This window comes from Auraticoccus monumenti (assembly GCF_900101785.1).
Lineage (GTDB): Bacteria > Actinomycetota > Actinomycetes > Propionibacteriales > Propionibacteriaceae > Auraticoccus > Auraticoccus monumenti.
This window is the reverse complement of the sequence record NZ_LT629688.1, coordinates 3,724,013-3,746,102: the sequence shown is the minus strand read 5'-3', so window position 1 is coordinate 3,746,102 and position 22,090 is coordinate 3,724,013. Positions and strand designations below refer to the sequence as shown.

Sequence of the window (22,090 nt, the reverse complement as noted above, 5' to 3'; positions counted from 1 at the left end):
CCGAGGACCGCCACGTGTTCGACACCCTGCAGGACCGACTGAACGCCGCCTTCAAGTCCTTGCGCGGCAAGGGACGCCTGTCCGAGGCCGACATCGACGCCACCTGCCGCGAGATCCGGATCGCGCTGCTGGAGGCCGACGTCAACCTGTCGGTGGTCAAGGAGTTCGTGGCCGCGGTCAAGGAGCGGACCCTCGGCGCGGAGCTGAGCGGCGCGCTGAACCCGACCCAGCAGATCGTCAAGATCGTCGACGAGGAGCTGGTGACCATCCTGGGCGGGGAGACCCGCACCATCCGCTGGGCCAAGAAGCCGCCGACGGTGATCATGCTGGCCGGCCTCCAGGGCGCGGGCAAGACGACCCTGGCGGGCAAGCTCGGCCGCTGGCTGCGCGAGCAGGGGCACTCGCCGCTGCTGGTGGCCGCGGACCTGCAACGCCCCAACGCGGTCAAGCAGCTGCAGGTGGTGGGCGAGCAGGCCGGCGTCCACGTCTACGCCCCCGAGCCCGGCAACGGTGTCGGGGACCCGGTGCTGGTCGCCCGCCGGGCGATGTACCACGCCTCCCAGAAGCTCTACGACGTCATCGTCGTCGACACCGCCGGCCGGCTGGGCATCGACGCGGAGCTGATGCAGCAGGCGGCCAAGATCAAGGCCGAGGTCCGTCCGAACGAGACGCTGTTCGTGGTCGACGCGATGATCGGCCAGGACGCGGTCAACACCGCCAAGGCCTTCGCCGAGGGCGTCGGCTTCGACGGCGTGGTGCTGACCAAGCTCGACGGCGACGCCCGCGGTGGTGCCGCGCTGTCCATCGCCAAGGTCACCGGCCGTCCGATCATGTTCGCCTCCAACGGCGAGAAGCTCGGCGACTTCGACGTCTTCCACCCCGACCGGATGGCCAGCCGCATCCTGGGCATGGGCGACATGCTCACCCTGATCGAGCAGGCCGAGAAGACCTTCGACGCCGAGCAGAGCGCCAAGGCCGCGGCCAAGCTGACCAGCAAGGGCGGTGGCGACTTCGGGCTGGCGGACTTCCTGCAGCAGATGCAGATGGTCCGCAAGATGGGTCCGCTGTCGAAGATCTTCGGGATGCTCCCCGGCATGGGGGACATGAAGGAGCAGATCAGCAACATCGACGAGCGGGAGGTCGACCGGATCGAGGCGATCATCCAGTCGATGACCCCCGCCGAGCGCGACGACCCCAAGATCCTCAACGGCTCGCGCCGGGCCCGCATCGCCCGTGGTGCCGGGGTCGAGGTCTCCGACGTCAACAACCTGGTCAGCCGCTTCATGGACGCCCGCAAGATGATGAGCCAGCTGGCCACCGGCGGGATGCCGGGGATGCCGGGGATGCCCGGGATGCCGGGTGCCGGCGGGGGCGCCCGCAAGGCCAAGCAGCCGGTGAAGAAGAAGGGCGCGCGCAAGGGCGTCTCCGGCAACCCGGCCAAGCGCGGCCAGCCCGGTGGGGCACCGCGGCCGGCCGACGGCGCGGCGGCCTTCGGGGCGCCGCCGCAGACGCCGGAGGAGATGGAGAAGGCGATGGCCGACTTCGACCTGCCGCCCGAGCTGCGCAAGATGTTCGGCCAGGGCCGCTGAGCCCCTCGACGAGCACGACGCGCGCCCCCGAGGCCCCGGCCTGCGCCGGGCCCCGGCGGTACACTGACGCGGCGATCCCGCCGAGCGACAGGAGCCAGCCGTGACCCAGGTGCCCCCCGACCCGAACGGCGGGCCCGCGGTCTCGGTCGTCATCCCGGTCTACCAGGCGATGCCGTACCTGCGGACGCTGCTGGACTCCCTGGTCGCCCAGGACCTGGACCCGGCCGGGTACGAGGTGCTGGCCATCGACGACGGCTCCACCGACGCCGGCCCCGCGCTGCTCGACGAGTACGCCGCCCGCCACCCCCAGCTGCGGGTGGTGCACCAGGAGAACAGCGGCTGGCCCGGCATCCCGCGCAACCGGGGGCTCGACCTGGCCCGCGGCCGCTACGTCTTCTTCGCCGACGCCGACGACGAGATGGGCCCGGAGGCGCTGCGCCGGATGACCGCCTTCGCCGACGAGCACGGCTCGGACGTGGTGGTGCCCAAGATGGTCGGCGTGGGCGGGCGCTGGGTGCGTGACGCCATGTACGCCCAGACCCAGGTCGACGCCGACCTCGAGCAGGTCTTCACCACCCTCACCCCGCAGAAGATGTTCCGGCGCTCCTTCCTGGAGGAGGAGGGCATCCGCTTCCCCGAGGAGAAGGTCCGGCTCGAGGACGGGATGATGCTGGCCCGGGCCTACCTGCGGGCCTCCCGGGTCTCGCTGCTGGGCGGCTACGACTTCTACTACCTGGTGGCCCGCGACGACGGCCAGAACATCAGCTCCCAGGGCTTCGACCCCGAGGGCTACACCTGGTCCATCGGCGAGGTCAGCCGGATCGTCACCGAGCTCGACCCCGACCACGAGCGGGCGCGCCGGATCGTGCTGGACCTCTACCGGCGCAAGTGCCTGAAGTTCTACGAGCCCGAGCGGTTCTGGAAGATGCGCGACACCCGCCGCGACGCCTTCCTCGCCGCCCACCGGCGCCACATCGAGACCTACATCACCCCCGAGATGGAGGGGCGGCTGAGCAAGAGGTTCCGCGAGCGGTCGGCGCTGGTCCGGGCCGGTGACAAGGCCGGGTTGCTCGACGTCGCCGCCCGGGGCGTCGACCACCGCCCGCACGGCGCGCGGGTCACCTCGGCGGAGTGGACCTGGCGCGGGCTCCAGCTCGGGTTCGAGCTCGACGGCGGAGCCAGCACCGGCGGGGCGCCGGTGACCCTGCAGCTCCAGGAGCGCAAGGGCGAGCACTCGCTCACCGTGGCCCTCAGGCCCCAGGGGTCGCCGACCCGCGCCCGCGGCAGCCTGACCCGCTGGGGCGCCACCGCGCGGGTGGCCGCCGCCCAGCTGCGGCGTCCCGGGTCGGGGGTGCTCGACGCCTACGTGCTCGACCCGGCCCACCCAGAGCAGCGGGTCCGGGTCGAGGTGGCGACCGGGACGACCCTCCCGCCCGCCAGGTCCGGCGCCCGGCCCTACGCCACCATCAAGGACAACCTCAGCGTCGAGCTGGACCCCGCCGGCTGAGCCGTGACCGCCCCGACTCCCGACCCCCGGGCCGCCAGGTGACCGGCCACGTCCTCCCGCCGCCGCTGCACCTCCGCGGCGTGGTGCTGCCCGAGGGCGAGGTGCGCGACCTGTGGTGCGTCGACGGCCGGCTGGCCGCCGAACCGGTCCCCGGGGCGACCACCGTGGCCGAGGAGGGCTGGATCCTGCCCGGGCTGGTGGACGCCCACTGCCACGTCGGGCTGGAGTCCACCGGTGCGGTCGACCGCGCCACCACCGAGCAGCACGCCCTCACCGAGCGCGACGCCGGGGTGCTGCTGCTGCGCGACGCCGGGTCCCCGGCCGACACCCGCTGGATCGACGGACGCGACGACCTGCCCCGGATCGTCCGCGCTGGGCGCCACATCGCCCGACCGAGGCGCTACCTGCGCGACTACGCCGACGAGGTGGAGCCCGACGGGCTGGTGGCCGCGGTGGAGCGGCAGGCCGCGGCCGGTGACGGCTGGATCAAGCTGGTGGGGGACTGGATCGACCGCGAGCAGGGCGACCTCGCCCCGCTGTGGCCGGTCGAGGTCGCCCGGGCCGCGGTCGAGCGGGCGCACGAGCTGGGCTGCCGGGTCACCGTCCACGTCTTCGGCGAGCAGGCCGTCACCGAGCTGGTCGGGGTGGGCGTGGACGGCGTGGAGCACGGCACCGGCCTGGACGAGGCCACCATCGCGCTGATGGCCCGGCGCGGGGTGGCGCTGGTGCCCACCCTGCTCCAGCTGGAGAACTTCCCGCGCTTCGCCGAGCAGGGCCGGGCCCGCTTCCCCCGCTACGCCCGGCACATGGAGGCCCTGCACGCCCGCCGCTGGGAGACCTTCGGCCGGGCGGTCGAGGCCGGCGTCCCCGTCTACGCCGGCACCGACGCCGGCGGCTTCCGGCCGCACGGCACCATCGCCGGCGAGGTCGAGCAGCTGGCCCGGGTGGGCGGTGCCTCCTGGGCGCTCGGCGCGGCGTCCTGGCGGGCGCGCAGCTGGCTCGGCCACCCCGGTCTGGAGACCGGTGCTCCCGCCGACCTGCTGGTGCTGGCCGGCGACCCGCGCACCGACCTCACGGCGCTGCGCCGTCCCCGGCTGGTCGTGCTGCGCGGACGCGTGGTGCGCTCCTGAGCCGCGGCCCGCGGCCACCGGCCCGGTAGGGTTCCCGGATGAGCACGCCGGACCAGGGGCCGCAGGACCAGCACGAGGACGCCCAGGCACCCGGAGCCCCCGCCGTCGGGGCCGTCGAGCCCGACGTCACCGTGGTGGTGCCGGTCTACGACGCGATGCCCTACCTGGTGGAGCTGCTGGACTCCCTGGTGGCCCAGGACCTGGCCCCCGAGCGGCTGCAGGTGGTCATGGTCGACGACGGCTCCACCGACGACGGCCCGCAGACCCTGGACCGCTACGCCGCCGAGCACCCTCCCATCGAGGTCGTGCACCAGGAGAACGCCGGCTGGCCCGGCCCGCCCCGCAACCACGGCCTGGACCTGGCCCGCGGGCGCTACGTCTTCTTCGCCGACTCCGACGACCGGCTCGGTCCGGAGGCCCTGCGCCGGATGGTCGAGTTCGCCGACGAGCACGGCTCCGACATCGTGCTGCCCAAGCTGGTCGGGCTGGGCGGCCGCGGCATCGGCGCCCCGCTGGCCGCGGACAACCTGGTCGACGTCGACCCCGAGCTGGTGATGCCGTCCCTGGGACCGATCAAGCTGTTCCGTCGCAGCATGCTGCTGGAGCACGGGATCAGGTTCCCGGAGGAGAAGGTGCGGCTGGAGGACGGCTTCGTGATGGCCCAGGCCTACTACGTGGCCCGCCGCATCTCGGTCCTGGTCGACTACGACCACTACTTCGTCCGGCTGCGCGACGACGGCCAGAACATCAGCATGCAGGCCCTGGACCCGGTGGGCTACTCGTGGTCGGTCGGGCAGGTGGCCGACCGGGTCCGGCGCCACGACCCCGACCCCGCCCGGGCGGACCGGGTGGTGTCCGCGCTGTTCCGGCGCAAGTGCCTGAAGATGTACGCCCCGGCCCGCTTCGCCGCCATGCCCGCCGAACGGCGGCAGCAGTGGGTGGAGAACCACCAGCTGGTGATGGCCCGGCACGTCGGCGACGCCATGGTGGCCGACCTCGGCTTCCCGTTCCGGCAACGGGCCGAGCTGGTCCGGGCCGGTGACGTCGAGGGCCTGCTGGCCCTGGGCCGGCTCGAGACCGACCCGGGCTACGAGACGCGGGCCACCGAGCTGGGGTGGAGCAGGCGGGGAGGACTCCGGCTGGTCCTGGAGACGACCGGGGACGACGTGCCGGGGGACCGCCTGCTGCTGCTCCGCCGACGGGGCGGCCCCGACGCGCTGCGCGTCCCGCTGCGCGGGCCCCGGGACCGGGTGGAGACCACCCTGCCGGCCACGGTGGACCTAGCGGAGGGCACCTGGGACCTCTCGGTGGAGAAGGCGCCGGCCGAGAGCGCGCCGAAGGTCCGGGTCCGGGTGGACGAGGCGACGGCGGTGCCGGACGGACGCGGCCGGCTGGAGCCGTACCGCACCGCCAACGGGAACCTCAGCCTGCGCGCGTTCGGTCCGCCCCGACGCTCGCTCGCGCTGGTCAGCCCGCCCCGTCGGCCGGTGCCGGCCGCGATCACCAGGGTGGCGGTGACGCCCGGGACCCTCACCGTGCGCTGCGAGGTGACGACGGACGACCGCACCCCGGGGCTGCAGGCCCAGCTGGAGGCGCTCTGCCGCGACCCCGCCGCCCGGGTCCGGCCGGGGACCGTCCTGCGCCGGCTGGACGGCGGCCGCTGGGAGGTCGAGGCCACCTTCGAGGCCGGCGACTTCAACAGCCGTCGGTCCGGCTTCTTCGGCCTCTGGCTGGAGCTCACCGACACCCGTGGCCAGGTCCGCCTGCGGCTGCCCTCACCCGAGGCCCCCCGCACCAGCACCCGGGTGCCGGGGCTGCGGGCCGACCTCTACACCTCCAGCCACGGCAACCTCAGCCTGCGCTGCCGCTGAGGCGCCGAGGGGTCAGCGACGGGCGTCGAGACGCTCACGCACCAGCCGCCGGGCCCTCCGGACCCGCCACCGGGCCCCCACCCGGGCTCGCTCGACCAGGGCCGCGCGCCGGACCCCGGCCTCGCGCCGGTGCAGGTAGGGGTTCTCGGCGTAGGCCTCGCGGAAACGCACCAGGTCGGCGTTCTTCTGGTCGCTGAACCGGGCCTGGCGCGAGGTCGAGCCCATCACCGTCTGGATGGTCACCCCGCGCAGCAGGTGGTTCTGCCGCCGCTGGTGGCGGAAGACCCAGTCGTCCCCGGCCCAGATCAGCAGGTCCTCCGGCACCGGCACGTAGTGCCGCCGCGGCATGAACATCATGGTGCCCCAGCCCCAGGTGCGGCGGTCGGTGGGAACCAGCTCGGGCCGGTCCGGCTCCGCGCCCTCCAGCTCCTCCCGGAAGCAGGAGCGGGCCGGGCCGATCGCCCCGCTGCCGTCGGTCAGGGCCCGGTCGGCGAACTGCAGCAGACCCGGGTCGAAGAGGACGTCGTCGTTGCAGATCAGCAGGTTGCGGTGCCGGCAGTGCCGCACCCCGAGGTTCCAGGAGGGGTTGACGAACAGGTTGCGGCCCGGGTCGAGCACGCGCGTCTTGTCCGTCGCGAAGGGCAGCGGCTGGTCGGCGTTGTTGACCACCACGACCTCGCCGACCACGTCCGAGTCCTGCAGCAGCTGCAGGAGCTCGCCCAGGTGCCGGGACTGCTGGAGCGTGGGGATGACCACCGAGAGCATGCGATGCACCCTATACAGCGGGGCCGTGCCCGGGCCGGTACCGACGTGGGATCCACCCAGGTCCTGACCGGGCGCACCCAGGTGTTTGGTCGCACCGCCCTCCCTCTGGCAGACTGTCGGGCGCATCCGTGCTGCTCCGGTGCCCTCTCATCGCCAGGGCAGCACAGGTCCACCCGGGTTGAGGCGCGTTGCCCCACAGCGTGCCGACTGCTCACCCACCGTGTCCGGGGTCGTCCCGGGCGTTCCCTACAGGAGAAACCACACACGTGGCTGTCAAGATTCGTCTGAAGCGACTGGGCAAGATCCGCTCGCCCCACTACCGCATCGTCGTGATGGACTCGCGCACCAAGCGCGACGGCCGGGCGATCGAGGAGATCGGCAAGTACCACCCGAAGAACGACCCGTCGTTCATCGAGGTGAACTCCGAGCGCGCCCAGTACTGGCTCTCGGTCGGCGCCCAGCCCACCGAGGCCGTGGTGGCCATCCTCAAGCGCACCGGGGACTGGCAGTCCTTCTCCGGTGACAGCTCCCCCTCCGGCGTGGAGCCGCAGAAGGAGAAGAAGGACAAGCTGGCCGCCTTCAACGCCGCGCTGGCCGACACCTCCGACGAGCCGAGCGTCGCCGCCTTCAGCAGCCGGAAGAAGGCCGAGGAGGCCGCTCCTGCCGCCGAGCCGGCCGCCGAGACCGCCGCCGACGAGGCGGGCGAGACCAGCAGCGAGGCCTGAGGTGCTGGCCGACGCGCTGGAGCACCTGGTCCGCGGTCTGGTCTCGAACCCCGACGACGTCCGCGTGCGTGACGTCGACGGGCGCCGCGGCCGGATGCTCGAGGTCCGGGTGCACCCCGACGACGTGGGCAAGGTGATCGGCCGGCAGGGACGCACGGCCGGCGCCCTGCGCACCGTCATCGCGGCCCTGGCCGGCCGGGACCGGGTCCGCGTCGACTTCGTCGACGTCGACCGCCAGCCGCGTCGAGACCAGCGCTGACGGGTGGAGGACATCGAGGTGGTGGTCGGCCGGATCGGTCGGCCCCACGGGGTCAAGGGCGCGCTCACCATCGAGCTGCGCACCGACGAGCCCGAGCGGCGCTTCGCCGAGGGTGCCTCGCTGCACCTGGTGCGGGGCGCCGCTGCGCGTCCCGGTGCCGACCGCTTCGTCAGCGAGCGCACCCTGCAGGTGGTCAGCACCCGCTGGCACCAGGGACGTCTGCTGGTCGTCTTCGAGGGTGTGGACGACCGCGACACCGCAGAGTCCCTGCGCGGCGGCCTGCTGGTCAGCCGCGTCGCCGTCGACGACGCACCGGGTGAGCCGGGGGAGTACTACGACCGCCAGCTGGTGGGGTTGGCCGTGCTCGACGCGAGCGGCACCGAGGTGGGCCGGGTGACCGAGGTGGTGCACCTCCCCGCCCAGGACCTGCTGGCCGTCGACGTGGCCCAGGGGAGCCGCCTGGTCCCCTTCGTCGAGGCCCTCGTGCCCGAGGTGGACCTGGCCGCCGGACACGTCCGGCTGGCCGACGTCGAGGGGCTGCTGGTCGACCTCGACGACGACGAGGAGTGACCCAGAGCACGCTAGGCGTGCCTTATTTCGTGGGCTGCGGACACGCGAACTAAGGTGACGACGTGTCGACGACAACGATCTCCGCGCAGCGCCGGGCGCTCCGCTCGACGGTGGCGGCCAAGGTGGTCATGGCCGTCAGCGGCCTGGTCATGGTGGGCTACCTCCTGGCGCACATGTACGGCAACCTCAAGGCCTTCGCCGGTCAGGCGGCCTTCGACGAGTACTCCCACCACCTGCGTGAGCTGGGTGAGCCGATCCTGCCCTACAGCGGTCTGCTGTGGATCATCCGGATCGTGCTGCTGGTGGCCGTCGGGGCCCACATCTGGTCCGCGGTCAGGCTGTCGCGGCGCTCCTGGGGCGCGGCCGGGGTCAACCGCTACAAGACCAGCCGCAACCGGCTGGGCATCCAGCGCAGCTACGCCTCGTTCACGCTGCGCAGCGGCGGACTGGTGATCGCGCTCTTCGTCGTCTACCACCTGGCCCACCTCACCTGGCAGCTGACCACCCCCGGTGGCGCCTCGGCCTCGCCCTACGAGCGGATGGTCAACGGCTTCAGCATCTGGTGGGTCGTGCTCATCTACACCGTCGCCCTGGTGGCGGTCGGGCTGCACCTGCGGCACGGCACCGCCAGCGCGCTCTACACCCTGGGTGCCGGTACCACGGCGCCCGTCCGCCGGGTCATCGTCGGAGTCTCCGTCGCGCTGGCTCTGGTGATCACCCTCGGCTTCCTGGCCGTCCCCTTCAGCGTCCTCCTGGGAGTGGTGTCATGACGCAGACCGAGATCCGTACCGACGAGGCCCTCGAGGCCAACCCGGACTCCGACGAGCTGTTCACCCTCGGGGAGCCGGTCGCCGACGCCAAGGCCCCGAAGGGCCCGGTCGAGGGCCGCTGGTCCCAGCGCAAGTTCGACGCGAAGCTGGTCAACCCCGCCAACCGCCGCAAGCTCAGCGTGATCATCGTCGGCACCGGCCTGGCCGGCGCGTCGGCCGCGGCCACCCTCGGTGAGGCCGGCTACCAGGTCACCAGCTTCTGCTACCAGGACAGCCCCCGCCGGGCCCACTCGATCGCGGCCCAGGGCGGCATCAACGCGGCCAAGAACTACCGCAACGACGGCGACTCCACCTACCGGTTGTTCTACGACACCGTGAAGGGCGGGGACTTCCGCTCCCGGGAGTCCAACGTCTACCGGCTGGCCGAGGTCAGCGCGAACATCATCGACCAGTGCGTGGCCCAGGGCGTCCCCTTCGCCCGGGAGTACGGCGGTCTGCTCGACACCCGCTCCTTCGGCGGCGTGCAGGTGCAGCGGACCTTCTACGCCCGCGGCCAGACCGGCCAGCAGCTGCTGATCGGGGCCTACCAGGGGCTCGAGCGCCAGGTCGCGGCGGGCACCGTGACGGTGCACACCCGCCACGAGATGCTCGAGCTGGTCGTCGTGGACGGCAAGGCCCGTGGCGTCGTCGTCCGCGACATGCGCACCGGGGAGATCGAGACCCACCTGGCCGACGCGGTCGTGCTGGCCAGCGGCGGGTACGGCAACGTCTTTTACCTCTCCACCAACGCCATGGGCTGCAACGTCACCGCCGCCTGGCGGGCCCACCGCAAGGGCGCCTACTTCGCCAACCCCTGCTACACGCAGATCCACCCGACCTGCATCCCGGTCTCGGGGGACTACCAGTCCAAGCTGACGCTGATGAGCGAGTCGCTCCGCAACGACGGCCGGATCTGGGTGCCGCTGAGCGGTGAGGACGAGCGCGACGCGCGCGACATCCCCGAGGAGGAGCGCGACTACTACCTGGAGCGCCGCTACCCGGCCTTCGGCAACCTGGTCCCGCGCGACATCGCCTCCCGGGCGGCCAAGGCCGTCTGCGACGAGGGTCGCGGTGTCGGGCCCGGCGGTCTGGGGGTCTACCTGGACTTCGCCGACGCCATCAAGCGCCTCGGGCGCAAGGCGGTCGAGGCCAAGTACGGCAACCTCTTCGACATGTACGCCCAGATCACGGGCGAGAACCCCTACGAGACCCCGATGCGGATCTACCCCGCCGTGCACTACACGATGGGCGGGTTGTGGGTCGACTACGACCTGCAGTCGAGCATCCCCGGGCTCTTCGTCACCGGTGAGGCGAACTTCTCCGACCACGGCGCGAACCGGCTCGGCGCCTCGGCGCTGATGCAGGGCCTGGCCGACGGCTACTTCGTGCTGCCCAACACCATCGCGGACTACCTCTCCGCCGGGCCGTTCCCGAAGGTCGACCCGGCGCACCCGTCCGTGGTCGAGGCCACCACCTCGGTCACCGAGCGGGTCGAGAAGCTGCTGTCGATCAAGGGCAGCCGCACGGTGGACTCCTTCCACAAGGAGCTCGGCCGGATCATGTGGGAGTACTGCGGCATGGAGCGCAGCGAGGAGGGCCTGCGCAAGGCGATCGGGGCCATCCGCGAGCTGCGCGAGGAGTTCTGGCGCGACGTCCTGGTGCCCGGCACCGGGGTGGAGCTCAACCAGTCCCTGGAGCGGGCCGGCCGGGTCGCGGACTTCCTGGAGCTCGGCGAGCTGATGTGCGTCGACGCCCTGCACCGCCGCGAGTCCTGCGGCGGCCACTTCCGGGCCGAGTCCCAGACCGAGGACGGTGAGGCGCTGCGTCACGACGACGAGTACGCCTACGTTGCGGCCTGGGAGTTCACCGGCGCCGGACGCCAGCCGGTCCTGCACAAGGAGGACCTGGTCTACGAGTTCGTCGAGATGAAGCAGCGGAGCTACAAGTGAGCCCCGAGCACCGCCGAGCAGTGAGGAACCACGCATGAACATCACCCTGAACGTGTGGCGCCAGTCCGGCCCGGAGGCGGAGGGGCGGATGGAGACCATCGCGGTCCCCGACATCTCCGAGCACATGTCGTTCCTGGAGATGATCGACGTCGTCAACGAGCGGCTGACGCTGGAGGGCAAGGAGCCGATCGCCATCGACTCCGACTGCCGCGAGGGCATCTGCGGGACCTGCGGGGTGATGATCAACCGCCAGGCCCACGGCCCGGTCCGCGCGACCGTGTGCCAGCTGCACATGCGCTCCTTCGCCGACGGCGACGTGATCGACGTCGAGCCGTGGCGGGCCGACGCCTTCCCGGTGGTGAAGGACCTGATCGTCGACCGCGGCGCCTTCGACCGGATCATCCAGGCCGGGGGCTACATCAGCGCCCCGACCGGCTCCGCGCCGGAGGCCCACGCCGCCCCGGTGAAGAAGCGCGACGCCGACCACGCCTTCGACGCCGCCACCTGCATCGGCTGCGGGGCCTGCGTGGCCGCCTGCCCGAACGGCTCGGCGATGCTGTTCACCGCCGCCAAGGTGACGCACCTGGGTCTGCTGCCCCAGGGCCAGCCCGAGCGCAGCTCCCGGGTGCTGGGGATGATCTCCCAGCACGACGCGGAGGGCTTCGGCGGCTGCTCCAACATCGGTGAGTGCACCGCGGTGTGCCCGAAGGAGATCCCCTTCGACACCATCACCCAGCTGAACCGCGACATGCTGGGGGCACTGGTCAAGGGGGAGTGACTCCCCGCGCACGGCGCCGGCAACCCTCACGGGTGCCGGCGCCGTCGTGCGTCCGGCCCCCGGTCCACCGCCCGGGGCCTGCGCACGTGGCTAGACGGCCAGCGCGTCGAGGTCGGGCAGCGTGGGGCGCCGGGTGTGCGTGGCGTCGAGGTAGAACACCGCCGTCGAGGCGATGTCGTCGCGCAGCGGCAGGTAGCGGTGCCCGGACTTCCAGCCCAGCGCCTGGACGTCGACCCGCAGGCCGGTCCGGAAGGTGATCGGGTCGGGCAGGTGCCAGCGGTAGAGGCCGAACCGCTGCTGGCTGGCGTAGAGCCCGTCGGGACGCAGCACCTGCGGCATCCCGAGGTAGGGCGTGCTGAACTCGGTGTAACCCTGACCGGGGACGTCGAAGTTCCAGGCGCCGCCGAAGTAGTCCTCGGTGCCGGTGCTGGCGATGCTGGGGAACTCACCGTCGTCGTCGACGTAGAACTTGACCTCGCCCTCGCCCCACCAGCCCGGGGAGCGGACGCCCCAGGCCAGGTAGGTGCCGGCGTAGTGGCCGCGCCCGGTCACGTCGAGGATCGGGTGGGTGGTGCGCTCGGGGAGCGGGTCGCTGCGCCGGAACTGGGCGTGCAGGTAACCCGCGTCCGGGCCGGGGACGTCCTCGCCCACCTCGTAGTCGATCTGGTAGTAGACGACCACCTTCTCCGGGGACAGGTTCTCCAGCGTGAGCCGGGCCGAGCGCTGGAAGGGCATCGGCCAGTAGGAGTTGAAGCCGCCGTGGGGGTTGCTGGCCACCACCTGGGAGGACACCTGGGCGAAGCGGCACCAGCCGCTGGCGAAGAAGTCACCCACCGGCGTCTCCACGGCGGGCTCCTCGTCGCCGTCCCAGTGCGCGCGCAGCACCAGCGACCGCCAGGCCTCCCGCGCGGTGGTCAACCAGATGTGGGTGATCCGTCCGGGGGAGTCGATCTCGCCGAGGACGAAGGTCTCCCCGGGTGCGATCTCCACCGAGGGGGACACCTTCCAGCCCAGGCCGAGGTCGCGGGCGGCGTGGGCGCCGGTGCCCTCGACGGCCCGGGCGGCGCCACCGGGGGAGCCGTCGGGGTTCTCCGGGCAGATCGAGCGCGAGACGGTGCTGCGCAGCTGGGAGATGTCGGGGAACACGGTGCCTCCTGGGTGGGCGTCGTCGGCCGGGGCCGGGTCGTGGCGTGGCGGCCTGACCCGGCACGCGTGATCGTGTCACAGACGCCGGTCCGCCCCGCGGACCCAGGTGTGCCGACCTCCCGGTCTTCGAGCCGTGGCGGCCCACGCCCTCCCGGGCGTCGAGGACTCGGTCGTCGACCGCTGCGCCGACCACGTCCTCGACGCCGCCCCCTGCATCGGCTGGGCGCCTGCGTGGCCGCCTGCCCGGACGGCTCGGCGCGCGCACCGCCGTGTGTGCCCGAAGAAGATCCCCTTCACCAACCACCACCCCGCTGGATCGCGACGTGCTGGCGGCCTCGTCTGCGGCGAGTGGACCCGCGCGACGGCGCCGGCACCCCCCGAGAGTGCCGGCGCCGTCGTCGTTCAGGGGGCCAGTCGGGCCCCGATGTTGTCCAGGGTGCGGATCATCGGGTCGAGCGGCATCCCGGTGCCGTCGTCCTCCTCGAGGGCGAAGTGGTGCTCCGGGGCGGCGCTGGTGAAGGAGACCAGGGCCATCCGGTCCCCGGCGCGGACCAGACCCACCTCCTCGAAGCCGCCGACCTCGGGGCCCAGGCCGTCGCGGTCGGGCTCCACCAGCAGCAGGAACCGCCCCTCCTGCCCGGCGGGCTGCAGCGGCACGTCCGTCAGCACCTCCATCCCGCGGTCCTGCTGGTCGAGCTGGTCCTGGCAGTCGTCGGCCCACCGCAGCAGGGTGCTCCAGGCGGTGTCGGCGTCCTCGGTGGAGTCGAAGCCGAGCACGCCGGCCACACCGCCGACCCCGGACTCAACGGTCACCACCCGGACCTCGGCCGCGCCCAGCGCGTCGAGCTCCTCCTGCTGGCAGGAGCTCACCGCCGCCTGGCCCTGGCCGTCGGTCACGCGACGGTCGCTGAACTCGACCCCCGGGCCCCAGACGAAGTCCTCCAGCTGGGGCAGTGACGCGTCGGGTATCCCCGCCTCGCCTGCCCCGCTCGGGGAGGGGTCGGGTGTCGCGACCGGAGAGGGGGCGGGCGTGGCGGGTGCGGTCGGACTCGGTGCCACCGGCGCCGGTACCGCACCCTGGTTCAGCTGGGAGACCAGCGTCCCGGCACCGGTGGCCAGCACCACGACCACGGCGACCGCGCCGAGGCTCTGACGACGTCGGACGCGGCGTCGGTCACCGAGCTGGCGCAGGGTCGCAGGGTCCCCGGCGGCGCTCTGCGCGGACAGTCGGCGCAGTGGGTCGAACATCGGGTCTGGCGTGCTCATCGGACCTCACCTCGGGGCTCGTGGTCGGACAGCAGATCGGCCAGAGCGGCGCGTCCGCGAGAGAGCCGGGCCTTCACCGTCCCGACCGGGGCGCCCACCTCCCGGGCCACGTCGGCCACGGAGAGGTCGGCGAGGTGGTGCAGCACGATCGCCCGGCGCTGGTCCACCGGCAGCTGCTGGAGGGCCCTGGTCAGGGCCACCCCGTCGACGTCGGGGCCGGCGTGGTCGCCGGGGTCCTGCAGAGCCCGGTCGGGAGCGCGTCGGGCGAGTCGGGAGCGTCGCCAGCGGCTGACCGCGATGCGGTACGCCGTCGTCCTGATCCAGCCCTGGGGGGACGACGCCCGGTCGAGCTTGTGGCGCTGGTCCCAGGCGCGGATGAAGGCCTCCTGGACGCAGTCCTGGGCCTCGCTGCGGTTCCCGCACATGGCGTAGACCTGACTCACCAGGGAGCCGAAGGAGGCCCGGTAGAGCGCATCGAACTCTTCGGTGTCCATGACGGACCTCTCGTTGGACGACATGGGCCGCGACAGCTCTGCCGACCTCAGTGGTATCGCACTCATCGGCGTCGGTCTCCCCCCGGTCGTGGTTGGCACGCCTGCACTACGCCTCGCGGCGCACGGGGGTTGCATCCCGGGGCCGGCCCGCAGATCGATTTCTGCTCCGCTGCAGGGCTGTGACAGAATCGCCTGTTGGTGCGTGTGACCGGCTCCTGCCACGGGGGGACCGTCCGGGCGCGGCACCATCCCAGACAGAGCTGACCAGGTGACCTGTGGCACCGGCGAAGGAACACACCATGAGCAAGCTGATCGAGGCCCTCGACCAGGCCTCCCTGCGCGACGACATCCCGGCCTTCCGCGGGGGTGACTCCGTCAAGGTGCACGTCAAGGTCGTGGAGGGCAACCGCTCCCGGATCCAGGTCTTCGCCGGCGTGGTCATCGCCAAGAGCGGCGGTGGGCTGCAGGAGTCCTTCATCGTCCGCAAGGTGTCCTTCGGCGTCGGCGTCGAGCGCACCTTCCCGCTGCACAGCCCGATCATCGACAAGATCGAGGTCGAGCGCCGCGGTGACGTCCGCCGGGCGAAGCTGTACTACCTCCGTGGGCTGCGCGGCAAGGCCGCCAAGATCAAGGAGAAGCGCTACTGAGCGAGCGCTCCCGCACATCGCACGTACCCCTCGGGGTGCGTGCGATGTGTGTCTCCGGGCAGGACGGTCGGAGCGGCCGACTAGGTTGGGCGCGTCCCCGTCCCGGGGCCGGCAGCAGGAGAGGGAGCAGGACGAGTGAGTGAGTCGCGGATCGGGGAGAGGCGCTCGAGCGCGGGACGTCACCTGGGCTCCCTGCTCAAGGAGATCGCCATCGTGGTGATCGGCGCCATCATCGTCTCCTCGGTGCTCCGGGCCTTCGTCGCCCAGCCCTTCGTCATCCCCTCGGGGTCGATGGAGAACACCCTGATGGTGCAGGACAAGGTCGTCGTGCAGAAGGTGACCGACTTCAGCCGCGGCGACATCGTGGTCTTCGTCGACCCGGGCAACTGGCTCGGCACCGACTACGGCGCCGAGGAGCGCGGTCCCGTGGGCCAGGCCCTGGAGTTCGTGGGCCTGCTCCCCGACACCAGCTCCCAGCACCTGATCAAGCGGGTGATCGGCATGCCGGGTGACACCGTCACCTGCTGCGACGCCGAGGAGCGGATCACCGTCAACGGGACGCCGCTGGAGGAGGATGCCTACCTCTACGAGGAGCCCGACGGGGACCCCGTCGCCCCGGCGGACGTGCCCTTCAGCGTGGTCGTGCCGGCGGGCCGCCTCTTCGTGATGGGCGACCACCGCAACGACTCCCGCGACTCGCGCTGCCACCTGTCCGACGTCCCCGCCGGTGGGGGGCCCATCGGCGCCGACGCCTTCGTGCCCGTCGAGGACGTGGTCGGTCCCGCCTTCCTGATCGCGGCACCGTTCGACCGGTTCCAGCGCCTCAGGGTGCCCGAGAGCTTCGCCGCGATCCCCGACCCCAGCGCTCCGCCGCCGGAGCGGGCGGTGATCGAGCCCCAGGGGGTCGGCTGCTGATGTCCTTCGTGGTGCGGCGCAGCAGCGGTCTGTACGCCTACGAGCGCGCCCTGCGACGCGCCGGCTTCACGCTGGTCGCCGGGGCCGACGAGGCCGGTCGTGGGGCCTGCGCGGGCCCGCTGGTGGCCGCCGCGGCCATCCTGCGCGACACCAGGGCCGGCCAGATCGAGGGGCTGCGGGACTCCAAGCTGCTCAGCGCGGCCCAGCGGGAGCGCTGCTACGACGAGGTCGTGGCCAAGGCGCTCGGCTGGTCGGTGGTGGTGGTCGACGCCGCCGAGTGCGACCGGCTGGGGATGCACGTGGCCAACGTCCAGGCGCTGCGCCGGGCCCTGCACCGGCTCACCCCGGCCCCGGACTACGCGCTCACCGACGGGTTCGGGGTGGACGGGCTGGGGGTCCCCGGTCTGGCGGTCTGGAAGGGCGACCGGGTGGCGGCCTGCGTGGCGGCGGCCTCGGTACTGGCCAAGGTGACCCGGGACCGGATCATGACGCAGGTGCACGAGCGCTGGCCGGAGTACGACTTCGCCACCCACAAGGGCTACTGCACCAAGGAGCACCAGGACCGTCTGGACCGGCTCGGTCCCTGCGCGGAGCACCGGATGCGCTTCGACAACGTCGCCCGGACGGTCCCCGGAGCCACCCTGCTGCCGCCCGGTCGGGTGCTGACGCAGACTCGGCTAGAGTGCGAGGCGCTATGAGCACAGAGGACCTGGAGCAGTTCGAGAGCGAAGCCGAGCTCACGCTGTACCGCGAGTACAAGGACGTGGTGCGGCTCTTCACCTACGCCGTGGAGACGGAGCGCCGCTTCTACCTCTGCAACACGGTGGACCTCAAGGTGCGCACCGAGGGCGGGGACGTCTACTACGAGGTCTCGATGGCCGACGCCTGGGTCTGGGACATGTACCGCCCCGCGCGCTTCGTGAAGAACGCCAAGGTGCTCACCTTCCGTGACGTCTCCATCGAGGAGATCGTGCACTCCGACCTCGAGGTTCCCGACTCCTCACGCTGAGCCAACCGGCAGGGGCGGAGCTCGTCCTGATGGGGCGAGGAGCACGTCCCCCGGCTCGATGGGCCGTCGCGTCGACCGCTTGGGCATCGGGCACCTGGCTTCGAAGTTCCCCGACTGGCCTCTCGTTCGGTCGATCGTCATGCCCTGCGGTGCCCACGCCCGGAGCGGGTCTGGCGAGCAGCGACGCCTGGGGGCCTGATCTGGGTGCTCCCGGCAGCGGCGGTGCTCCAGCCGCGAGCCGGTCGTCACAGGCCTGCACTTCTATTGTTTCAGCCCGAGCGCCGTCCACAGACCCCGACCCGTGACGACCCGATCGTGCCTGCGCGCCGACGGTGGGTGCGGAGGTGGTCGTCATGGGGACGAGACAAGCGCTCGGGCAGCTGGGCGAGGAGCTGGCAGCGCGGCTGCTGAGGAGCAGGGCTGCCAGGTGCTGGAGCGGAACGAGCGCTGCTCCGAGGGTGACTCCATTATTACGTCAAGAGCGCAGCGCGGGGGTTGAGCCTGGCGACTACGCAGAGCGGCCCCTAGGCCACGCACAACGGTCTACGCTCTAGCCCCATGGATCCCGTTCTGATGGGCGTCGTAATTGGTGCTCTTCTCTCGTTCCTCTCGTCCTTCTTGCTCGACTACTTCCGGGGGCGGCGGGAGGATCGAGCGCTGGAGCGGCAAGCGGCCGACGACAAGCGCAAGGAGCGGTTGGCGTTGCAGGAAAGTCGTTACAGTGACCGAAAGGCGGCTTACCTTCGGTTTGAGCAGCAGGTGGACAAGCGGTTCAGCAGGGCTGCGAGAGACGAGGCGGAAGGTGAACCCTCCCCCGCAGACCGAGGCGCCGAGGGCTGGGAGCTGTCAGTCGTCGAGGAGGAGCTCTTGGAGGTGCAGCTTCTTTCGGGTGCCGAGGCCAAGGGTGCGGCTGAAGACGTGGCGGACGCGCTCCACAAGTTCGTCTTGGAGTACGACGGTGCCGGTCTGCGTGAAGCGCGTGAGCGTTTCCGGGCGGCCGTGCGTCGCGAACTCGGCGTAGACGAGGCGTCGCCTCCCGGGGCGACGAATCGGCCGGCGCCGGAGTTATCCCGAGGCGAGTTGCGCCCGGACGCGTCACCCGCTCAGATCTCTAAGGGTCAGTAGCGGCAACCCGGCGGCATCGCCGATCTGGACCATAACTCGTCGCTCGTAGGGGTTACCAGCACGATCTCGGCGCTTAGGAGCGCCTGGACCTCCGCGCAGACGGCTGCTTCAGAAAGCACAACGTCGTAGCCGAGAGCGACGAGCGCCTCGTGTGTCCAGCCGGCGTCGCCGTCGAGGAAGTCGTCGACGCTGGCCGAGAGGTAGACGCGGGGCGGCGGCTGTGGGCGGCTGTGGCGGTCATCCTGGCCTCTCCGGTGGGGGCGCCACGGCGGCGCCGGTGAGAGGACCGTAGAGCGGCTGTGACGGCCTCGCTAGGGGCGGCGAGAGCTTCGACTGCGGAGCTGCGACGAGCGCTCTACGCAGCGCCGCGGGCGCCCCTCCCTCCTTGTCGAAGAGTAGCGCGGCGACGACCAGAAAGTCGTCGTGTGTCGCTTTCGCATGGTGAGACGCCGCCCGGTATGTTCCGAATCGAGGGCGAACTCGGGCACCGCGCCTGCACGCGGCCCTCATCACTGGAGGTGTCATGCACGACGACCAGGAGGAAGCGGCCAGCTATACGCTCCCGGGCGAATACGACCTCGTTGGCGCAGGCCGCAGGGCCTTGGGGGCGCGCGAAGCGCCCAGCGCCGCTGTAGAGCGCGTCAACGAGTGAGTTCCCTGGACTGGGACGTCTTCGGACCCTCCGGGCCCGTGCTCTCCGGGCGATTCGAGCCGGACCCAACGAAGAGGCGCATGCCGCGCATCCTTGCCTTCGTTGATGAGTCGGGGGACCGGAACACGCAACCCAATCGCCAATCTGATCATTTCCTCATGACTGCGGTACTGGTCGCCCAGGAGTACGAGGACCAACTGAGGATCGTCATGGGCGGTTGCCGCGGTATGTGGCAGGTGAAGGGTCAACTGCACTGGGTCAAGCACCTGAAGGCGAAACAGATTGGGCGACGACGCGTCCTGGTCGATCACCTCGCCAGGCTTCCCTCCATTCAGGTCATCCACGTCGTCGTCGACAAGACGCAAATCCGACCGGGGGCGCAGATGGCGCGTGCCGGCGACGTCGCCTACAACTACATCACCATGCTGCTCACCGAGCGCATCGCCCAAGCCGCTGCGAGCTGGCCGGGCGGGGAGAGAGTGGCGCGCATCTACTTCGGCGTGGTCGGAGGGGTGGACCACGTGCAGACGCAGTCCTACCTTCACCACACCGCCTGCCGCGACCGACGTGGAACGCCCTACAGCAACATCGAGTGGCCCCAGCGTTGGCGCCAGACGGCTGACATTGACGGCTTGCAAGCCGCTGATATGTACTGCGGCATGATGAGTTCCGCGCTGATTAGGGATGACTACGAGTGGGTGCAGGCAACCTCGCACCAGCTTGTCCGCGGTCGCTGGGGGTCGGCCGCTGATCTGGGGCTGAAGTTCTTCCCCGCGAGCGCGAGAGTGCGTCATCAGACATGGTGGCGGCAGTTGGAGAGGGGCTAGGAAGGTCCTGGGGGCGTTTCCCGCTCGTGGCGGGTGATCAACTTTCATCGATCCGGCTGACCCAGCGACCTTCCTAGCCCCTCTACCCCTAGTGTGGCGCATCCGTCAAGGATCCTTGACGAGGTCCACGGAGTGTCGGTGGGGCAGATCGCACGAGGACCCCAGCGCTGGCGTCCGATAGCGCGGCGGACTTCGCCACTCGGCCTCAGCGGGGCTCGTGCTTGGTCTGGCCCTTGCGGAACCGGCCGGGAGGGCGCGGGTTCTCGATCGGGTGGAGCGCTTTGTAGACCGTGTTCCGCGAGACGCCGGCGGCGTTGCCGATGTCCGCCACGCTCCATCCTTCACGGTAGGCCGCGTGGTAAGCGTCGACGAGGTGGGCTCGAGCTGCCTGCGCGGCGGCCGCAGCGGCGGAGACGTCGTCAAGGGTGCTCATGCGGACTAAGTCTTCCTCTTGAGGAGGCCGGCTGGGTCGCCGGTGGTTCAGTCAAGATCCGGGCCGAGTGAGGCCTACGAGCGACTCCGGCGTGACAGCAGCGCCAAGATCAGCTCATGGACCTAATCCAGGAAGGCATGAAGAAGCTTCGCAGTGCGGTCGACGAGGGACTGGAGACGAAGGCACCGGCAGAAATGCTGAAGGCCTTGGCGGCACTGTCTGGAGGTGTCCTGCCTGAAGCGGTCTTCGCGGACCCCCGCCATACAGCAAGCAAGTCGACCGTTGACTTGAGCGTATACGCGCTGAGTGCTGGCAACCTTCTCGTTGTTACGAGCGCCCACGACAAACCCGACTCGACAATAAGGCGACGAACTTGGCGGGGCGCATTGTGCCGCTGCGGCGCGTGAAGGCCTTGGAGCTCGTCGCTATAACCAGCGACGACACGGGTGTGACAACCCGCTGGGAGATCGCCCTCGACGGGTATGACTCGCTGGCCTGCCCTGCGAAAGGCCCGCATGCGCGGGAGAAGTCAGTCGACAAGTTCATCGCCCCCTTGCGAAAGGCGGTGGGAAGCCCTTAGGTCTAACGAACGCCCAGGCGGCACGGGTCGACGCCGGGCGCGTTCGTTGGCGAGTGCCGCCAAGGTCGGCGCAGGTAGCCGTTCCAGGTGAACCACAAGCCCAGCGCCGAGGACCAGAGGACAGCGTCCGGGACGTCTCGCAGCGGCAGCGGTCGCACCGCGGGTCGAGGGCCCGGCCGGGCGCCGGCAGTGGTCATGACTCCGGCGTCGTCGGGTAGTCCGCTGCGGCCCGGTCGATGAGCTGCGTCATGAGGTCGAGAACCGTCACCCGGCGCCACTCGCGCAACGCGGCCACGGAGCCCGGCGAGGTGGCGCCTCGGCCGGCGAAGACCGTCAGCCGGTCCCACAGGTCCGTCGCGACGGCGTCCACGTCGCCTGCCGCCACCCGGGTCACCAGGCGCCGCCAGGGGAGCCGGGGGAGGCTCGCAGGGATGCTGTGTTCGTCGAGCTGAGCGGGCGCCGTTGGGACGAGCGAGGGCGTGACGCCGAGGAGGGCGGCGCCGAGGCTCTCGCCGCCCTGACGGGCGTCGTCGCGTACGGAAACCGGCGCCACGGCGCGGTCGGCGGAGATCCAGGGGGGAGTCGTCATAGACAAGGAAACCCCTAGAGGCTGTCGTGATGATCGAGTCGGTCCCAGCAGGCTTCCTCGAACAGGGCTGCGCCGAGGCCCCGCTCCGGGTCCAGAGCGTCCAGCGCGTCGAGGAAGCATGCCAGGCGTTGTGCGCTGCTGAGGCGTGGTCCACGCCGGCGGACTCCGCGTGCTCGTCGGCGTAGCGCCGCGCGGCCGCCTGAGTCGAGGACAGGGTCCAGCCGGAGGCGGGCGCCGGGATCGTGGCGTCAGGGAGCGGGTGGACTGGCTTCGCTGGCGAGATCCGGACATCGCCTCGGGGGACGCTCCCGTCGCGAGCGGCTCGGAAGGCGGCGGGTGGACGGCCTCATGTCCGCGGCATCCCGTTGCGAGCAGCGGCTCCAGCGCGTCCCTTCTCCGAGGCGGACATGCGACCACCGGTCGAGGGCACGAGCCGTGCCATGACGGTCGCTGCG

Annotated in this window: 22 protein-coding genes; 16 read left to right on the top strand and 6 right to left on the bottom strand. The window is 71.4% G+C overall.

From position 1 onward, the window contains the following. The first annotated feature begins 14 nt into the window (after window positions 1-14). The 4 genes from ffh (at window position 15) to BLT52_RS17330 (ending at window position 6,097) form a co-directional block, all read left to right on the top strand. Entirely contained in the window at window positions 15-1,589 is a 1,575-nt protein-coding gene (gene ffh / locus BLT52_RS17345; protein ID WP_090595282.1) for a signal recognition particle protein, read from the top strand. Window positions 1,590-1,689: 100 nt separating this feature from the next. Then, complete coding sequence (locus tag BLT52_RS17340; protein ID WP_090595280.1) at window positions 1,690-3,096, top strand: glycosyltransferase family 2 protein; 1,407 nt, start codon at window positions 1,690-1,692, stop codon at window positions 3,094-3,096. A 38-nt stretch (window positions 3,097-3,134) separates the two neighbouring features. Then, window positions 3,135-4,226 (top strand): amidohydrolase family protein, encoded by a 1,092-nt coding sequence (locus BLT52_RS17335; RefSeq protein ID WP_231946372.1) that lies wholly within the window; start codon window positions 3,135-3,137, stop codon window positions 4,224-4,226. Window positions 4,227-4,264: 38 nt separating this feature from the next. Then, the gene (locus BLT52_RS17330; RefSeq protein WP_090595278.1) at window positions 4,265-6,097 is read left to right on the top strand and encodes a glycosyltransferase family 2 protein; all 1,833 of its coding nucleotides are present in this window, start codon (window positions 4,265-4,267) and stop codon (window positions 6,095-6,097) included. Window positions 6,098-6,109: 12 nt separating this feature from the next. Here the strand turns inward: BLT52_RS17330 and BLT52_RS17325 are convergent, their stop codons facing one another. Continuing rightward, on the bottom strand, window positions 6,110-6,862 hold the full coding sequence (locus tag BLT52_RS17325) for a glycosyltransferase family 2 protein (protein WP_090595277.1): 753 nt from the start codon (window positions 6,860-6,862) through the stop codon (window positions 6,110-6,112). Between the two features lie 266 nt (window positions 6,863-7,128). On the opposite strand from BLT52_RS17325, the gene rpsP reads away from it, so the two are divergent. From rpsP to BLT52_RS17295, 6 genes are all read left to right on the top strand, one after another. Further along, on the top strand, window positions 7,129-7,587 hold the full coding sequence (gene rpsP, locus BLT52_RS17320) for a 30S ribosomal protein S16 (RefSeq protein WP_090595275.1): 459 nt from the start codon (window positions 7,129-7,131) through the stop codon (window positions 7,585-7,587). A gap of 1 nt (window position 7,588) precedes the next feature. Next, window positions 7,589-7,846: an RNA-binding protein gene (locus BLT52_RS17315; RefSeq protein ID WP_090595274.1), complete on the top strand. Its 258-nt coding sequence runs from the start codon at window positions 7,589-7,591 to the stop codon at window positions 7,844-7,846. A 3-nt stretch (window positions 7,847-7,849) separates the two neighbouring features. Next, entirely contained in the window at window positions 7,850-8,416 is a 567-nt protein-coding gene (gene rimM, locus BLT52_RS17310) for a ribosome maturation factor RimM (RefSeq protein ID WP_197679090.1), read from the top strand. Window positions 8,417-8,478: 62 nt separating this feature from the next. Next, window positions 8,479-9,186 carry a succinate dehydrogenase cytochrome b subunit gene (locus tag BLT52_RS17305; protein WP_090595272.1) on the top strand — a complete coding sequence of 236 codons (708 nt, stop codon included), beginning with the start codon at window positions 8,479-8,481 and terminating at the stop codon, window positions 9,184-9,186. Then, complete coding sequence (locus tag BLT52_RS17300; RefSeq protein ID WP_090595271.1) at window positions 9,183-11,174, top strand: fumarate reductase/succinate dehydrogenase flavoprotein subunit; 1,992 nt, start codon at window positions 9,183-9,185, stop codon at window positions 11,172-11,174. Before BLT52_RS17305 ends, BLT52_RS17300 begins: the two co-directional genes overlap by 4 nt. 34 nt (window positions 11,175-11,208) lie before the next feature. Then, window positions 11,209-11,952 (top strand): succinate dehydrogenase/fumarate reductase iron-sulfur subunit, encoded by a 744-nt coding sequence (locus tag BLT52_RS17295; protein WP_090595269.1) that lies wholly within the window; start codon window positions 11,209-11,211, stop codon window positions 11,950-11,952. Window positions 11,953-12,042: 90 nt separating this feature from the next. Here the strand turns inward: BLT52_RS17295 and BLT52_RS17290 are convergent, their stop codons facing one another. From BLT52_RS17290 to BLT52_RS17280, 3 genes are all read right to left on the bottom strand, one after another. Continuing rightward, window positions 12,043-13,098, bottom strand: a complete 1,056-nt coding sequence (locus BLT52_RS17290) for a glycoside hydrolase family 172 protein (RefSeq protein WP_197679089.1) — start codon at window positions 13,096-13,098, stop codon at window positions 12,043-12,045. Window positions 13,099-13,500: 402 nt separating this feature from the next. Continuing rightward, on the bottom strand, window positions 13,501-14,364 hold the full coding sequence (locus BLT52_RS17285; RefSeq protein ID WP_157677198.1) for a hypothetical protein: 864 nt from the start codon (window positions 14,362-14,364) through the stop codon (window positions 13,501-13,503). Then, on the bottom strand, window positions 14,361-14,858 hold the full coding sequence (locus BLT52_RS17280) for an RNA polymerase sigma factor (RefSeq protein ID WP_090595266.1): 498 nt from the start codon (window positions 14,856-14,858) through the stop codon (window positions 14,361-14,363). The genes BLT52_RS17285 and BLT52_RS17280 overlap by 4 nt, the downstream gene beginning before the upstream one ends. Before the next feature lie 299 nt (window positions 14,859-15,157). On the opposite strand from BLT52_RS17280, the gene rplS reads away from it, so the two are divergent. From rplS to BLT52_RS17250, 6 genes are all read left to right on the top strand, one after another. Continuing rightward, entirely contained in the window at window positions 15,158-15,505 is a 348-nt protein-coding gene (rplS, locus tag BLT52_RS17275; RefSeq protein WP_090595264.1) for a 50S ribosomal protein L19, read from the top strand. A gap of 135 nt (window positions 15,506-15,640) precedes the next feature. After that, window positions 15,641-16,420, top strand: a complete 780-nt coding sequence (gene lepB / locus BLT52_RS17270; RefSeq protein ID WP_090595263.1) for a signal peptidase I — start codon at window positions 15,641-15,643, stop codon at window positions 16,418-16,420. Next, window positions 16,420-17,118, top strand: coding sequence for a ribonuclease HII (locus tag BLT52_RS17265; RefSeq protein WP_090595261.1), 699 nt, complete (start codon window positions 16,420-16,422; stop codon window positions 17,116-17,118). Before lepB ends, BLT52_RS17265 begins: the two co-directional genes overlap by 1 nt. Further along, window positions 17,115-17,429: a DUF2469 domain-containing protein gene (locus BLT52_RS17260; protein WP_090595260.1), complete on the top strand. Its 315-nt coding sequence runs from the start codon at window positions 17,115-17,117 to the stop codon at window positions 17,427-17,429. Before BLT52_RS17265 ends, BLT52_RS17260 begins: the two co-directional genes overlap by 4 nt. A gap of 558 nt (window positions 17,430-17,987) precedes the next feature. Then, complete coding sequence (locus BLT52_RS17255) at window positions 17,988-18,554, top strand: hypothetical protein (RefSeq protein ID WP_157677197.1); 567 nt, start codon at window positions 17,988-17,990, stop codon at window positions 18,552-18,554. Window positions 18,555-19,286: 732 nt separating this feature from the next. Beyond that, window positions 19,287-20,033: a DUF3800 domain-containing protein gene (locus tag BLT52_RS17250; protein WP_157677196.1), complete on the top strand. Its 747-nt coding sequence runs from the start codon at window positions 19,287-19,289 to the stop codon at window positions 20,031-20,033. 205 nt (window positions 20,034-20,238) lie between these two features. Here the strand turns inward: BLT52_RS17250 and BLT52_RS17245 are convergent, their stop codons facing one another. Beyond that, on the bottom strand, window positions 20,239-20,466 hold the full coding sequence (locus BLT52_RS17245; RefSeq protein ID WP_090595255.1) for a helix-turn-helix domain-containing protein: 228 nt from the start codon (window positions 20,464-20,466) through the stop codon (window positions 20,239-20,241). A 773-nt stretch (window positions 20,467-21,239) separates the two neighbouring features. After that, on the bottom strand, window positions 21,240-21,635 hold the full coding sequence (locus tag BLT52_RS17235; RefSeq protein ID WP_090595252.1) for a hypothetical protein: 396 nt from the start codon (window positions 21,633-21,635) through the stop codon (window positions 21,240-21,242). Window positions 21,636-22,090: the final 455 nt, after the last annotated feature.